The sequence below is a fragment of the Lentzea sp. NBRC 105346 genome (genome assembly GCF_030269605.1).
In the GTDB taxonomy this organism is placed as follows: Bacteria; Actinomycetota; Actinomycetes; order Mycobacteriales; family Pseudonocardiaceae; genus Lentzea.
Window position 1 is genome coordinate 1,182,641 of sequence record NZ_BSTQ01000001.1, and the last position, 14,513, is coordinate 1,197,153.

Here is a 14,513-nt window from a genome sequence, read left to right on the forward strand (position 1 = left end):
CGGACGATTCTTGCGTTGTGAATCACCCGCTGTGGCACGGAATCGGCGTACCCGACGACTTCCTCGTCGAGGGCGACGGCGTGCGCGTCCGCGACCGGTCCGGGCGCTGGTACCTCGACGGCCGGTCCACGCTGTGGCACGGCACGCTGGGACACAACCACCCCAAGGTGATCGCGGCGATCCAGGAGCAGCTCAACACGCTGGCGCTCGGCACGTTGCTGATCTACGACCGGCCCGCCGAGGTCACCGTCCGGTTCGCCGAAGCGCTGGCCGCACAGCTCCCCGACGGGCTGCGCCGGATCCGGTTCGGCAACACCGGCTCGCAGATGACCGAGGCCGCGGTGCTGTTGTCGCGCTACCACCGGCGGATCACCGGCGAGCGCGACCGCACCGCCGTGATCACGTTGTGGGGCAGCTACCACGGCCAGGGCGCGGGCGCGACGCCGTTGAGCGGCATGCTCGCCGACCGCGTCGACTGGTGCGGGCCGCTGCTGCCGGACGTGCACCACGCGCAGTACCACGGCAGCTGGGCTTCGTCGATCGCCAAGGTCGCGGCCAGGCTCGGCCCGGACAGGGTGACCGCCGTCGTCATCGAACCTGTCATGGGGACGACCGGCGTGCTGGCCGAACAACAGGACCTCGCCGAGCTCGCGAAGTACTGCCGGGACAACGGGATCCACCTCGTCGCCGACGAGGTCTCCACCGGATACGGCCGGGTCGGCGCGCTCTCCCGCAGCGTCCAGCTCGGCGTCGTACCCGACATGCTGGTGCTGGCCAAGGGGATCACCGCGGGGTACCTGCCGGCGGCCGCACTCGTGGTGAACGAACGGATCTACCAGGACCTCAAGGACGCCGAACCGTTCCCGCACGGATCCACCACCGACGGCAACCCCCTCGCGGCGGCGGCCGGGCTGGCGGTGCTCGACGTGTTGTTCGGCGACGGCCTGATCGACACGGTGATTCCCAAGGGCGAAGTGCTTCGGAAAGCGTTGGAACAGCAGGGTTTCGACGTGGCGCATGCGGGGTTGTTGCAGCGTGTCGCACTACCGGGCCAGACGTTCGACCAGGTGTCGAAGCTGCGCCGGGCCTGCGAGGACAACGGGCTGCTGGTCAGCGCGGGACTCGGCTGCCTGTGCGTGCTGCCGCCGCTGGTGATCACCGAGGACGACTGTCGTGAGATCGCCGAGCGGCTCGGCGGGGCGAGGGGCTGACATGCTGCGCAACGTGCTGGTCGTCGGCGGCGGGACCGCCGGCTGGATGACAGCGTCCTACCTGCGGGCCGCGTTCGGCGACCGGCTCAACGTCACCGTGGTCGAGTCGCCGAACGTGCCGGCCATCGGGGTCGGCGAGGCGACGTTCAGCACGGTCCGGCACTTCTTCGGCTACCTCGGCCTCGAGGAGTCCGAATGGATGCCGCACTGCCAGGCCACCTACAAGCTCGGCATCCGCTACGAGAACTGGCGGGGCGACGGCACGTACTTCTATCACCCGTTCGAACGGCTGCGCGTGGTCGACGGGTTCAGCCTCACCGACTGGTGGCTGCACCTCAAGCCGGGCGAGCGGTTCGACCAGGACTGCTTCGTGATCCCCCGGCTGTGCGACGCGCAACGGTCGCCGCGGTTCCTCGACGGCCGGCTGTTCGAGCAGGAGTTCACCGCCCAGTTCCGGACCACACTGTCCGAACAGGACACCCAGTTCCCCTACGCCTACCATTTCGACGCGGCGCTGCTCGCCCGCTACCTGACCGGCTGGGCCACCTCACGTGGGGTCGGGCACGTCCTCGACCACGTCGTCGACGTCGCCCTGGACGAGCGGGGCTGGATCAGCCACGTCGTCACCTCGGATCATGGTGAGCTGCACGCGGACCTGTTCGTCGACTGCACCGGGTTCCGGTCGTTGCTGCTGGGCAAGGCTTTGAACGAGCCATTCCAGTCCTATCAGGACACCCTGCCCAACGACAGCGCGGTCGCGTTGCGCGTGCCGTACGACGGCAACGCGATGCGGCCGTGCACGACCGCGACCGCACAGGACGCGGGCTGGATCTGGACAATCCCGCTGCAGAGCCGCATCGGCACCGGATACGTCTACGCGCGCGACTACTGCACGCCCGAGGAGGCCGAGCGGACCCTGCGCGCGTTCGTCGGACCGGCCGCGGACGGAGTGGAGGCCAACCACATCCGCATGCGGATCGGCCGCAGCGCGCGGTCGTGGGTGCACAACTGCGTCGGCGTTGGGCTGGCCGCGGGTTTCGTCGAACCGCTGGAGTCGACCGGGATCTTCTTCATCCAGCACGCGATCGAGCAGCTGGTGAAGCACTTCCCCGACGCGGCCTGGGACGACGGTCTCCGTGACTCCTACAACCGGTTGTGCGCCAACGTTCTGGACGGTGTGCGGGAGTTCCTCGCGCTGCACTACTACGCGGCATCGCGCCAGGACAACCGCTACTGGCACGACACGAAGACGCGGCCGCTGCCGGACGGGCTGCGTGAGCGGCTCACCGAGTGGAGGGTGAAACTCCCCAACGAGGAGAACATCTTCCCGTACTACCACGGGTTCGAGCCGTACTCGTACACCGCGATCCTGATGGGCATGGGCGGCGTGCCGCTCGGTGCGCCACCGGCGTTGGGCCTGGTCGACGCCACGGTGGCGCGCAAGGAGTTCCAGCACGTCCGCGACCAGGGCCTGGACCTGGTCGACCGGTTACCGGGCCAGTCCGAGTACCTGGCGCGGCGATGACGCCCACCTGTTTCCGCGAGCTGATGGCGACGTTCCCCACGGGCGTCGCCGTCGTCACCGCTGACGACGGCACGCCGCACGGCATGACGTGCTCGTCGGTGTGCAGCGTGACGCTCACGCCGCCGACGCTGCTGGTGTCCATGAGGTCCGCGAGCCCGACGCTGCGCGCGATGCTGGACGCCGGCCGGTTCGCGGTGAACCTGCTGCGCTCCGAGGCACGTGGCACGGCCGAGCTGTTCGCATCCGGCAACCCCGACCGGTTCGACCTGGTGCGGTGGAAGCCTTCGGACAGCGGCCCGCACCTGGTCGAGGACGCGCACGCGATCGCCGACTGTTCGGTCGCCGACACCCACCTCGTCGGTGATCATCTGGTGGTGTTCGGCGCGGTCTTCCACGTGCGGCGCGAGGACCCGGCCGTGCCATTGCTGTACGGGCTGCGGCGGTACGCCAGCTGGTCCTAGTACTTGCCCCCGTTGCGCGGACCGTACAGCGCGCCGTCGAGCCACGCGCCGAACCGCGGCACCACCGGCGCCAGCAGCGCGGCGCCCTCCTGCCGCGCCTTCATCAGCAACGACGGTGCGTTCATGTGCGCAGTGGCGGCCATGGTCGCGTCGCGGTTCCGGTACGCCGCCGCCCGCCGTTCGACGTCATAACTGGAGGTCGAGGCCTCTACGACCGCACGCACGGCGGCGTCCGCGTCCGCGATGCCGCTGTTCATCCCGCGCGCGCCCAGCGGTGAGAACAGATGCGCGGCCTCACCGGCGAGCAGCACGCGATCCTTGACGAAGGTCTCCGCCACCCGCTGCAGGAACGGGTACGACGACACCCACATGACCTCGCCGGGCCCGCCGACTTTCGGCAGCCACTCAGCTGTTTCCCCGGCGAGCGCCTCGGCGTCCTGCTGGGACCGGCACTGCACGTCGACCTGACGTCCACCGGCGAACGGCACGATCATCACGTGCCGCCCGTCCAACTCGCGGTGGTGGTAATGGAACACCCGCTCGTCGATCTCGCCGTACATGTCGACGGCCACGTGGTAGTCGTCAGACCTGTTGCCCGCCAAGGGAATCTTCATGGCGCTCCGCACGGCCGACCGAGCCCCGTCGGCGCCGATCAGGTAGTCGGCGGACCACGTCCGTCCGTCGGAACAGGTCACCGAGACCCGATCAGTCGACTCCACCGACTCCACGCGCGCGTCCCATACGATGTCGACACCGGCCTCCACACAGGCCTTGTGGAGGAACCGCTCGGTGTCCACCTGACGCAGGCTGGTGAACGGCGGCAGCCCAGGTTTCGGCTCGGGGTAAATCCGCGAGTGCACCTCGCGCCCCCGAAAGAACGTCCGGCGCCGCCGCCACACGACGCCGAACTCGGCGATCGCGCTCCCCAGCCCTGGCCGCATGGCCTCCAGCAGCCGCAAAGTCTGGCCGTGCACGAACAACGCGCGCCCGCCAGGCCGGACCCGGTCGGCCGACTCGGCTTCGAGCAGCGTCACGGACAGTCCGTGCGCGCGGGCGGCGAGCGCCGCGCTCAACCCCACCGGCCCGGCCCCGACCACCAGCAGTTCCATGCTTTCGAGCCTCGCGGGCGCGCGGCACGGGCGCGAGTGCCCATCCGGGCAGCCCGACCGAGCGTTGCCGGGATTCTGCCGGCGGAGGAGGGTCGGCCGGGTGAGCTTCGCTGCGAAAATCCGGGAACTGGGTCCGTTCGACGCGTTGCTCGGGACCTCCACGAGCAACGGCAAGCCATGGCAGCCGGTCGTGCCCGACCACGAACGGGCGCACCTCGAACCTCTGGACCGCGAGCCGGATCCGCGGGATCCGCGTGCCATCACTCGCGTCGGCGTCATCGGCGGCGGCACCGCCGGTTACCTGACCGCGCTTGCCCTGCGCAAGAAGCTGCCGTGGTTGGACGTCACGCTGGTCGAGTCCAGCCGAATCCCAGTGATCGGTGTCGGCGAGGCGACCACTCCCCCGCTGCTCGCGTTCCTGCACCACTACCTGGAGATCGACCCGCACGACTTCCACGAGAAGGTCCAGCCGACCTGGAAGCTCGGTATCCGGTTCGACGGCTGGGGGCCGCATCCGGACGGGTTCATGGCACCGTTCGACTGGGGCGAGAACTCGGTCGGCGTGCTCGGCTCGCTCGCGGCGCAGGGCGACCCGAACGCGTACACGTTGCAGTCGCTGTTCATGATGGCGGACAAGGTGCCGGTGTTCGACGGGCCGGTGTCCTTAATGGACTCGATCCCGTTCGCTTACCATCTGGAGAACCGCCGCCTCGTCTCGTATTTGACGGCCCTCGCCCGTTCCCGCGGAATCCGGCACCTCGACACGGAGATCGCTTCGGTCGACGTTTCCGACGAGTGGGTGTCCGGGCTGCAGACGAAGGACGGACAGCGCCTCGAGTTCGACCTGTACATCGACTGCACCGGGTTCCGTTCGCTGTTGCTGGGCAAGGCGCTCGGCACCGAGTACATCAGCTACGCGGACAGCCTGTTCACCGACACCGCGATCACCGGGTATCTGCCGCAGCCGGATGTCATGGAGCCCTACACCCGCGCCGACTGCATGGACGCGGGCTGGTGCTGGAACATCCCGGTCCCCGACGAGGACCACGTGGGTTACGTGCACTCGTCGGCTTTCCTGTCCGAGGACGCGGCCGCCGACGAGCTTTGCCGGCACCACAAAGGCGTCGACGACCTCAAGACGGTGCGGTTCCGAGTTGGCCGGCACCGGAAGATGTGGCGCGGCAACGTGATCGGCATCGGCAACTCCTACGGCTTCGTCGAACCGCTGGAGTCCAGTGCGTTGCTCATGCTGACCTTCACGATTATGGCGCTGATGCCGCTCATCCCGCGTTCGTGGAACGAGCCCAATGCGGCTGAGGCGTTGAACGAGGTCACCGGCCAGCGGTGGGACGGGCTGCGCTGGTTCCTCGCCCTGCACTACCGGTTCAACCAGCGGCGCGACACGGAGTTCTGGCGCGAGGTGCGCGCGACCGCGAACATCGACGGCGCCCGCCCACTCCTGGACGTCTTCGCCACGGGCGCGCCGCTGCACCACCGCGACGCGTTCACCCGCCGGCTCGTCCGGGCCGCCGCGCCCACGTTCTACGAGCTCGACGGCGTGGACTGTGTACTGCTCGGCAACGGCGTCCCGCACACGCTCGTGCGCACGTCGGAACCGCTCGATGCGTGGAAGGCGCGCAAATCGGCCGCTGACCAGCTGGTCGCGCGGGCGCTGCCGCATCGTGAGGGCCTCAAGGCGTTTCGGACGCACCCGGAGCTGGTGGATGAGCTGGTCAACTCACCGACGAGCTGGCTGGCCCGCTACGGCTCGGAACGCTGGCTACTCGCCACCAACGCCTGAACCGCTATGGGGGGAGCTTTCCAAGCGCAGACCGCTGGGAAAGCTCCCCCCATAGCACTCAGCCGGCCACCTCGGCGACCAGGGAGACCACGTCGTCGAGGTGTTCCTCGGTCGTCAGGTGGCCCATGCCGGGCAGGACTCGCAGATCCAGGCCCGTGGTCCGCCGCACCGCCGGTGCCAGTCGCCGGGGCGGGAGAAACCGGTCGTACTCCCCCGTCCCGACCACCATGGGCCGCTCGGCGCGACGGGCCAGCAGGTCGGGCGGCAGCGGCGGCGGGGCCAGCGTGGTGCGGCAACTCGTGGCCATCAAGGTCATCCACTCGACCTCGATCTGCGGCGGTTCCTCGCCGGGCGCGACGAACAACCGGAGCATGCGACGCGTGTTCTCGTCGGTGGGACGCAGCAGCCACCGGGTCGAAGCCAGCACCAGTGCCGGATCCACCGTGAGCCGGATGAAACCCGCGGGCGAGACGAGCGCCCGTGCGGCGATCCGGGACGAGTCGGCCGCCAGCGCCACGGCCGCTCCCAGCGAGTTGCCCACCAGGACGACCTGATCCAGATCCGCGGCCGCCAGTACCTCGTTCACGACCCGGCCGTACCAGGCCAGCCGGTCCCGCCGCGGCCGGCGCGGGTCGCTCAGCCCGGCCTGACCGGGCAGATCCAGCACCGTGGTCGCCCAGCGCTCCGACAGCGCCCGCAGCCACGGCAGGCCCACTGCGGCGTTGAAGGCTGTACCGGGCACCACGACGACGCGCGGCTCTTCGGTTCCGGCCGACACGAGCGCGACCTCACCGGCACTCGTGTCCACGGTCGTGACCGGAAAACCCGCCCGTACCAAGGTATCCGTGCACCACTCGCGGACCGCGAGCCGACTGTCAGCGGTCTTGTACACCGACGTCACGGCGCCAGTGTCCCACCTCAGGGCGCGAGCACGTGGGTGTGCGCGTGAATGCGGAACGGCGCGCTGACGATCGCGGCGGCGCCGTTGGACACCAGGTGCACGGGCGGGCCCGCGAGCTCGAACGAGTCGAGCTTCAGCAGGAACTCCTCGAACGCCATCCGCAGCATCACCCGGCCCAGGGCGTGGCCGGCACACCGGTGCGTGCCGATGCCGAACGCCAGGTGCCGGTTCGGCGTGCGGTTCAGGTTCAGGTCGAACGGCCGCTCGAAGACCGTCTCGTCCCGGTTCGCCGACGCGATGCACGCCGAGATGGGCTCACCGGCCCGGATCAGCGTGTCGCCCACCGCGACGTCCCGCGTGGCGTAGCGCAGGAACTGCACCGAGGGCGACGACCAGCGCAGCGCCTCCTCGACGGCCGTGGCGACGTTGATGTCCGGTGGAATCGCACGGCCGCGCTCGGCCAGGGCGATCATGAGCGCCGTGACGGCCTGCGGCGTCGTGATCACCGCGCCGACCAGCAGGTTGTAGCAGTTGAAGATGATCTGGTCGTCGGGCATGGGCTTGCCGTCGACAGTGGCGGCCAGCAGGTGGCTGATGAAGTCGTCGCCGGGCTGCCTGCGCCGTTGCCGGATCTTGCCGGCGAAGTAGTCCATGATCTCGAAGTGCGCGCGACGAAGCGTGTCCACTTTGGAGCCGTGCGCGAAGTACGGATCGTTCGGTGCGATCGAGGCATAGGTCCAGTGCAGCAGCGGGTCGACGTCCTCGAGCGGCAGATCCATCAGGATCAGCACCGCCGCGACCGGCAGCCGCGCGAACGCCGCGGCGACGTCCCATTCGCCGCGGTCCCACGCCGGAGACACGATCTCCTGCACCAGGGCACGCATCGCCGGCGTCTGCGTGACCGCCATCTGCGGCGACAGGGTCTTGCCCATCGGCAGCCGGATCTGCCCGTGGCGCGGCGGATCCGTGACGGTCAGCATCTTGCCGCCCGCCGCGTCGTCGACGCCGAGCATCAGCAGCACCGTGCCGCGTTCGGAGGTGAACGTCTCGTGCTCGGACAACACGCGCCGCACGTCCGCGTGCCGCGTCGCCACCCAGAAGCCCGGCTTGCTCCAGAACACCGGCTGCTCCGCCCGCAGCGTCTGCCACGCGAGGTGCGGGTCGCCGTGGGTGTAGAGCGCCTCGTCGAACAGGTCGTCGACCTCGACCCGCGCGCCGGGGACCGGTGCCGTGATCCGCATCAGTAGACCCCTTCGACTACGACCGGCCCGTCCTCCGGTGGCCGCACGTCCGCCACTCCGTCCCAAGGGAAATCGGCAACAGGAGCGATGCGCAGAGCGGTGTCACGTTCCATCACGTTCGGCATGAAGTAGTCACGGCACAGCACGGTCGACCGCACGCGGCCCCGCTGCCCGTACTCCACAAGATCACCGTCAGGTGACAGCAACTCGACGATGCAGTTCGGCTGGAACGTCTGGAAGACACAGGGCTCGGTGTCCTCGGGCACGCGCGGGCGTTGCAGGGACACACCGCCCATCGTGTTGCCGTACATACCGATCAGCGCCGCGTCCGGGAAGATCTCCTCCTCCAACAACCGCAGCGACTCGCGCGAAGTGCTGGTCCCCGCCCAGATGATCGCGCGAACCTTCTCCTGCACCAGGTCACGGGCCGCGGGCCGTTTGCAGATCGCCTCGAGGATCGGCGGCGTCGACACCAGTACCCGAATATCCTGTGTGGACAGAACATCGACCGCCTGGTCCAGTACGTGCTCGACGTACTTGCCAACGGTCACGAAGTCGCCCGCCCGGATGCACGTCTTCACCCAGCGGGCGTCGAGGTCGACGAAGTGGCACAGGCTGCCACGGTGGTGCGCCAGCCCGCCGATCGAGTAGCCGACGATGTGCGGGCCGGTCGGGCCGAGCAGCAGCCAGTCGCCCGAGCGCGGCGTGCCGTGCACGTTGAGCAGCGAACTCAGCCACGGGTAGGTCTCGCGGCAGAAGCTCGACTCGACGATCCGCTTGGGCGAGCCGGTCGTGCCGCCGCTCTCGAAGACGCGGACGTAACCGGAGGCGCCGGCGGGTACCAGGTCGCGCACCGGCGTGGTCCGCCAGTGTTCGGACAGGTCCGGGAAGAGCCGCAGGTCCTCGACCGTGCGAACGTCCTTGCGCGGGTCGAAGGGCAGCACCGTCTCCCGCCAGAAGCGGCTTCCGTTCTCGCCGAAGTGCCACTCCATCAGCTCTTGTACCAGATCGTCGTTCACTGCCCACCTCGCACGGTCACCCAGCGGGTCTCGGTGAAGGCGTCGAGGTTCGCCGAACCCCCGACACGCGACCCGGCGCCCGACGATTTGACGCCGCCGAACGGCACGTGCGCGGCGGCGTCGATGGTCTGGTCGTTGATGTGCACCATGCCCGCGGGGATCCGCTTGGCCAGCGCGAGCCCGCGCATCACGTCCCGGGTCAGCACGCCCAGCGACAGCCCGTAGTCGGTGTCGCACGCCAGTTTCACGGCCTCGTCGTCGTCCCCGAAGGGCGTCACGGGCGCGACCGGGCCGAAGATCTCCTGGGTGAACGCCGGCGCGTGCGGCGGCACGTCGGCCAGGACGGTCGGCCGGTAGTGCAGCCCGGTGTGCCCGCCGCCCGCGATCAGCCGCGCGCCCGCGTGCACGCTGGTCGTGACGATCTCGTGGATCCGTGCCAGCTGCCGTTCGTCGATGATCGGGCCCGCCGGCGTGCGGTCCGCGACCGCGCCGAGCATCGTGATGTACCTGTCGTACAACGACTTGTGCACCAGATGGCGCCCGACGGCCATGCAGACCTGGCCTTGGTGGAAGAACGAGCCGAACGCCCCGGCCTCCACCGCCTTCTCGAGGTCCGCGTCGTCGAGCACGATCAACGCCGAGTTCCCGCCCAGCTCCAGGTGCACGCGCTTGAGGTGCCGCGCGGCCAGCTCGGCCACCTGCCGCCCGGACGAGGTGGACCCGGTGAAGCAGATGACCGAGACGCGCGGGTCCGCGACGAGCTCGGCCCCCTTGGTCGCGCCGCCTTTCAGCACGTGCAGCACACCGCCGGGCAGCCCCGCCTCGGCGAAGATCGCGGCGATGATGTCGCCACCTGCCGTGGACGTGCGCGGATCGGGTTTCAGCACCACCGCGTTGCCCAGCGCCAACGCCGGCGCGACCGACCGCACGGCCAGCTCGATCGGCGCGTTGTAGGGCGCGATCACGCCGACGACACCGACCGGCACGCGTTCGTAGAAGCTCAGCCGATCCTCTTCACCTGCGAGAACCTCACCGGCGGCGTGCGACGGGAGGACCGCGGCCTCGTGACAGTCCTGCGCGGCGAGCCCGACCTCGAAGTGCGCCTTCGCCGGTGTCGACACGGCTTCGCGGATCAACGCATCGGCGAGCACGTCCGCCCGTTCGACGAACAGATCGCCTGCACGGCGCAGCACCGCCGCCCGTTCCGTGAACGGCGTGACCGCCCACGCCCGCTGGGCGGCGGCGGCCTGTGCCGTGATCTCGTGCACGGTCATGACAGGGCTTCCCCGATTCTCCTGACGGCTTCCCGAATCCGGTCCGGCTCGACGCCCGCGAAGCTCAGCCGCATGGTGTTGTGCCGCGGCCTGGTCGCGTGGAATTTCCCGCCCCGCACGAACGCCACGTCCTTCACATCGAGGTTCCGCGCGTCCACGGGCAGCTCGCACCACACGAAGAACCCGCCTTCGGGCTTGCGCCAACGGACCTGCGGGCAGAACTCGGTCAGCGCGTCGATCATCGCGTCCCGGCGTGGCCGGTACGTCTCGATGAGCGTCTTGACGTGCGTGGGCAGGATCGCGCTCACCTCGGCGACGGCCATCTGCGCCCCGAACGCGCCGCACAGGTCCGACCGCTCCTTGAGGTGCACGAGCTTGCGGATCACCTGCGGCTCGGCACGGATCCAGCCGACCCGCAACCCTGGTGCCAGGACCTTCGAGAACGACCCGATCCGGATCACCCTTGGATCCAATATGGACAGATTCGGCACCGGTTCGCCTTCGTAACGCAGGTCGCCGTACGCGTCATCCTCGACGATCACCAGCTCCCGCTCCCGTGCCGCCTCGACCAGCTCGCGCCGCCGCCGTTCGCTCATGGTGCGGCCGCTGGGGTTGGCGAAGTTCGGCATCGTGTAAAGGAACCGGGCTTTTTCGAGCGCGTCGACCCGAATGCCCTCGTCATCGGACGGCACCGCGACGAACTCCGCGCCGTACTGCCGGAACGTCTCCAGCGCGCCCAGGTAGCTGGGGTCCTCGACGAGCACGCGGCTGCCCTGGTCGACGAAGAGCCGGCCCAGCAGGTCCAGCCCCTGCTGGGCGCCGCTCGTGAGCAGGATTCCTGCCACGTCGGTCTGCTCGCGCTCGGCGATGATCTCCCTGAGCCTGCCGTACCCCTCGGTCGGCCCGTACTGCAGAAACGTACCCGGCGCGTCGCGCAGCACCTTGTCGTAGGCCGCCCGGAACTCCGCGGCCGGGAACAGCCTGGCGTCCGGAACACCACCCGCGAGCGAGATGAAGTCCGGGTTGGCCGCGTCCGTGATCCCCTTGCGGATCTCGGACTCGGTCATGCTGTGCACGCGCTCGGCGAACTCCACGTCAACCCCCGTACCCGTCGAGCGCGGCGCGCGCCATGGCCAGCTTGTCCGGCGCCTTCTCGGGCAGCCGCGCCCCGTCGGGCAGGTGCATCCCGAACCGCTCGCGCAGCACATCCGCGCTGTCGGTGGGGTCGATCTCGTGCTCGCCCATGGTCCCGTCAAGCCGGTACTCGATGAGGACCGTGCGCACCGGCCCGTGCATCCAGTGCGCCCAGAACGTCCACCGGGCGTCGAGGTCGCCACGGTGTGCCCAGAACATGCTGAGCAGCCCCGAGTCGGGGTGCGTGCGGGCGAAGTGGTTGAGCATCAGCAGATCGGTGAACGCCTTGGGCTCCAAGGTGAAGCTGTACATGTCGATCCAGTCGCCGACCCGCCAGGTCTGCAGGTAGTACTCGCCGTTCTTCAGCACGAACCGGTACTTCCACCCGTGCTGGTCGAACTCCCGGCCCAGCTCGATCGGCACCGGCCACAGGATTCCGCCGCCGAACGTCACGTCCACCAACCAGTTCCGCCCGTCGAGCCGAACCGCGAGGATCATGTGCGGCCGCGGAATCCCGGTCGGCCGCGCGGCCGGGCCGCCGTTGTGCACCTTGGCGAGCAGCGTGGTGACCTCGAACCCGATCTCCCGCAACACCTCCGCGAACAGCAGGTGATGCTCCAGGCAGTACCCGCCGCCCCGCTGCCGGATCAGCCGTTCCTCCACGGTCTCGAGGCTGAGCGGCTTGACCGGGTAGAACAGCGCGTCGATCGTGGAGAACGGGATCCGCAAAAGGTGCGCGAGGTGCAGGTCGTGCAGGACGTTCTCGGCGGGCTCAACAGGTTTGTCGTAGCCGATGCGGTCGAGATACGCGGTCAGGTCCATGGCAGGAACCGCTCCAGGTCCGGGCGCAGCACCACGCTCTCCTGCTCGTTCGGGTCGGTGCGCGCGAGAATCCCGTCACAGGGCTCGGTGTCACTGAGGTTGATCGAGCAGTGCGGCATGCCGGCTGGGATGTATAGGAAGTCGCCCGTGACCGCGATCGCCTCGTGCTGCAACCGATCGCCGTAGAGCGTCAACGACCGTCCATTGACGACATACAGTGCTGTCTCGTGGTTCTCGTGCACGTGCACCTCGCCGCGCACACCGGCGGGGATGGTCACCTTGTGCATGCAGATCCGTTGCGAGCCAACGGTTCCGGTCGCGATCCCGGCGAAGATCTGGGTAAGCTGCTTACCCTCGTACATCTCGGCCGACCTCACCACCAGGCACGTGTCCGTCATGGTTCCGACCGTAGGTCTACGTCTTCGTGGTGGTGTAGTGCCCGTTCGGCCACTGGGCTCCTTAGTGCGGCGACGGGACCATTCTTGAGTGGAAGAGATTGCCCTGATCCGGCCGTCCGGCGACCGCATGTCCCGCGATGTCTCGACGTTGACCGCAGTCGACGGCTCCGCGCTGGCGTCGGTGAGCCAGGCGCCGCCGCTGCTGGTGTCACTAACGTTGCGCTCGCTGTCGGCCGGAGCGGTGTCTGCTTCCGTCCTGGCGGACGCCGGGAAGCTCTTCGCTTCCGCCACCTTGTGCGGCGAGACTCCGGACGCCTATGTGCGCAACGTTGCCGCGGCCACCGGGCTTCCGCTTTCGGTGGTGGACTCGGCTTTGCCCACCTTCGCGTCCGTGTTGCCTCGCATGGAGGAGATGGTCGACGCTGCTCGGCCCTGGGGTTCGCCCTCCTCGCGGTGGGTGCGCCGGGGGCGTACTTTGGGCGTGGTCGCGCCCTCCAACCATCCGATGGTGCACATCGAGTGGCTTCAGGCTCTCTTCCTCGGGTACGCGCTGCTGGTGCGGCCCGGTGGGCGTGATCCGTTCACGCCGCGGCGGCTCGCCTGGGCGTTGTTCGAGGCTGGGCTTCCTCGGACGCAGCTCGCTGTGTTGCCTGGGCCGCATGCATCTGGCGCTACCTTGTTGGCCGAGGCCGACTTGGGGCTCGTCTATGGGTCTGCTTCGGCTGTGGCTCCCTATGTCGGTTCGTCGCGCGTTGCCGTTCGGGGGCCTGGGCGGGCAAAGGCTCTCGTGCTCGGGTCGGACGTCTCTTGGGTCCTGGAGCAGATTGCTGGGGACGGTGGGGTGCGGTGTAACAACGTGTCCACTGTCTTCTGTTCTGGGGCTCCTGAGTCGTTGGCTTCGTCGTTGGCTTCGCGGCTGGCTGCTGTCCCCAATTCCGCCTTGCCGGTACACAGCTCGGACGCCGCCAAGGCTCTCCGAGGACTCTTGGGGGATGCTCGGCTGGTTGGGGATGAGCCGTTGGTCGAGCTTGGAGATGGGCAGGCTGTGTTGCGGCCTGCCGTTGCGCTTGCTGCTCGGCCTGGGCCGGAGCTGCCGTTCCCCTGCGTGTGGGTGGTGCCCTGGGAGCCGGCTTCGGGGATTGCTCCGCTGCGGGACTCGCTTGCGGTGTTGTTGCCTGCGGATGTGCCTGGGGATCTGTTGGCTGAGGCTTTGGATGAGCCGTCGATTCGGGCTGTCGTCTGTGGGGATCGTGGGGAGTGGTGGGCGGATCCTCTGCTGCCGCACGACGGGTACCTGGCTCACTTCTTGATGGAGTGTCGTGGGGTGGTTGGTTGTCCGCCTGGGTTTTGACGCGGCTGCGCCGCGACACGTTGGCATTTTCGCGCACGCCCGGCGCTAGGGCGCCGGTCGTGCGCGAAAATGCCAACGTACCGATACGGTGGTTGGCTTTTGTGGTGGGTCCCGATCCGTTCCAGACTTGCGTCGTTCGGTGCGGTTGCGGGCGTGGCTGGGATGAGGTGGCTGGAGTTCCGTAGTTTTATTTTTCACTCGATAGTGGTCTCCATTGCAAGGTTGGCCGTTTAATTGTGATCTTGCGGTAGATTTGTGTTATGGAC

The 14,513-nt window shown here is 68.7% G+C and carries 12 protein-coding genes; 4 read left to right on the forward strand and 8 right to left on the reverse strand.

The genetic code is table 11. The features are described from left to right. The first annotated feature begins 17 nt into the window (after nucleotides 1-17). From QSK35_RS04270 to QSK35_RS04280, 3 genes are read left to right on the forward strand one after another with little or no spacing between them, the layout of a single operon-like run. Nucleotides 18-1,211, forward strand: a complete 1,194-nt coding sequence (locus QSK35_RS04270) for an aminotransferase class III-fold pyridoxal phosphate-dependent enzyme (protein ID WP_285742409.1) — start codon at nucleotides 18-20, stop codon at nucleotides 1,209-1,211. Between the two features lies 1 nt (nucleotide 1,212). Then, complete coding sequence (locus QSK35_RS04275; protein ID WP_285742411.1) at nucleotides 1,213-2,736, forward strand: tryptophan halogenase family protein; 1,524 nt, start codon at nucleotides 1,213-1,215, stop codon at nucleotides 2,734-2,736. Next, nucleotides 2,733-3,197 carry a flavin reductase family protein gene (locus QSK35_RS04280; RefSeq protein ID WP_285742413.1) on the forward strand — a complete coding sequence of 155 codons (465 nt, stop codon included), beginning with the start codon at nucleotides 2,733-2,735 and terminating at the stop codon, nucleotides 3,195-3,197. Before QSK35_RS04275 ends, QSK35_RS04280 begins: the two co-directional genes overlap by 4 nt. Here the strand turns inward: QSK35_RS04280 and QSK35_RS04285 are convergent. Next, entirely contained in the window at nucleotides 3,194-4,306 is a 1,113-nt protein-coding gene (locus QSK35_RS04285) for an FAD-dependent oxidoreductase (protein WP_285742415.1), read from the reverse strand. The two genes, QSK35_RS04280 and QSK35_RS04285, sit on opposite strands and share 4 nt — an antisense overlap. 100 nt (nucleotides 4,307-4,406) lie before the next feature. On the opposite strand from QSK35_RS04285, the gene QSK35_RS04290 reads away from it, so the two are divergent. Then, the gene (locus QSK35_RS04290) at nucleotides 4,407-6,107 is read left to right on the forward strand and encodes a tryptophan halogenase family protein (RefSeq protein ID WP_285742416.1); all 1,701 of its coding nucleotides are present in this window, start codon (nucleotides 4,407-4,409) and stop codon (nucleotides 6,105-6,107) included. Between the two features lie 58 nt (nucleotides 6,108-6,165). Here QSK35_RS04290 and QSK35_RS04295 read toward each other — a convergent pair whose 3' ends face one another. Genes QSK35_RS04295 through QSK35_RS04325 form a run of 7 tightly spaced genes read right to left on the reverse strand, consistent with a single transcriptional unit; the run spans nucleotide 6,166 to nucleotide 12,896 of the window. Next, the gene (locus QSK35_RS04295; RefSeq protein ID WP_285742418.1) at nucleotides 6,166-7,008 is read right to left on the reverse strand and encodes an alpha/beta fold hydrolase; all 843 of its coding nucleotides are present in this window, start codon (nucleotides 7,006-7,008) and stop codon (nucleotides 6,166-6,168) included. Between the two features lie 17 nt (nucleotides 7,009-7,025). Continuing rightward, the gene (locus tag QSK35_RS04300; RefSeq protein ID WP_285742420.1) at nucleotides 7,026-8,249 is read right to left on the reverse strand and encodes a cytochrome P450; all 1,224 of its coding nucleotides are present in this window, start codon (nucleotides 8,247-8,249) and stop codon (nucleotides 7,026-7,028) included. Then, entirely contained in the window at nucleotides 8,249-9,268 is a 1,020-nt protein-coding gene (locus QSK35_RS04305; RefSeq protein WP_285742421.1) for an acyl-CoA synthetase family protein, read from the reverse strand. Before QSK35_RS04305 ends, QSK35_RS04300 begins: the two co-directional genes overlap by 1 nt. Then, nucleotides 9,265-10,542 (reverse strand): aldehyde dehydrogenase family protein, encoded by a 1,278-nt coding sequence (locus QSK35_RS04310; protein WP_285742423.1) that lies wholly within the window; start codon nucleotides 10,540-10,542, stop codon nucleotides 9,265-9,267. Before QSK35_RS04310 ends, QSK35_RS04305 begins: the two co-directional genes overlap by 4 nt. Next, nucleotides 10,539-11,636: an aminotransferase-like domain-containing protein gene (locus QSK35_RS04315; RefSeq protein ID WP_285742425.1), complete on the reverse strand. Its 1,098-nt coding sequence runs from the start codon at nucleotides 11,634-11,636 to the stop codon at nucleotides 10,539-10,541. The genes QSK35_RS04310 and QSK35_RS04315 overlap by 4 nt, the downstream gene beginning before the upstream one ends. A 1-nt stretch (nucleotide 11,637) precedes the next feature. Further along, nucleotides 11,638-12,498, reverse strand: a complete 861-nt coding sequence (locus tag QSK35_RS04320) for an arylamine N-acetyltransferase family protein (protein WP_285742427.1) — start codon at nucleotides 12,496-12,498, stop codon at nucleotides 11,638-11,640. After that, nucleotides 12,489-12,896, reverse strand: coding sequence for a cupin domain-containing protein (locus QSK35_RS04325; RefSeq protein ID WP_285742429.1), 408 nt, complete (start codon nucleotides 12,894-12,896; stop codon nucleotides 12,489-12,491). Before QSK35_RS04325 ends, QSK35_RS04320 begins: the two co-directional genes overlap by 10 nt. Nucleotides 12,897-14,513 lie beyond the last annotated feature (1,617 nt).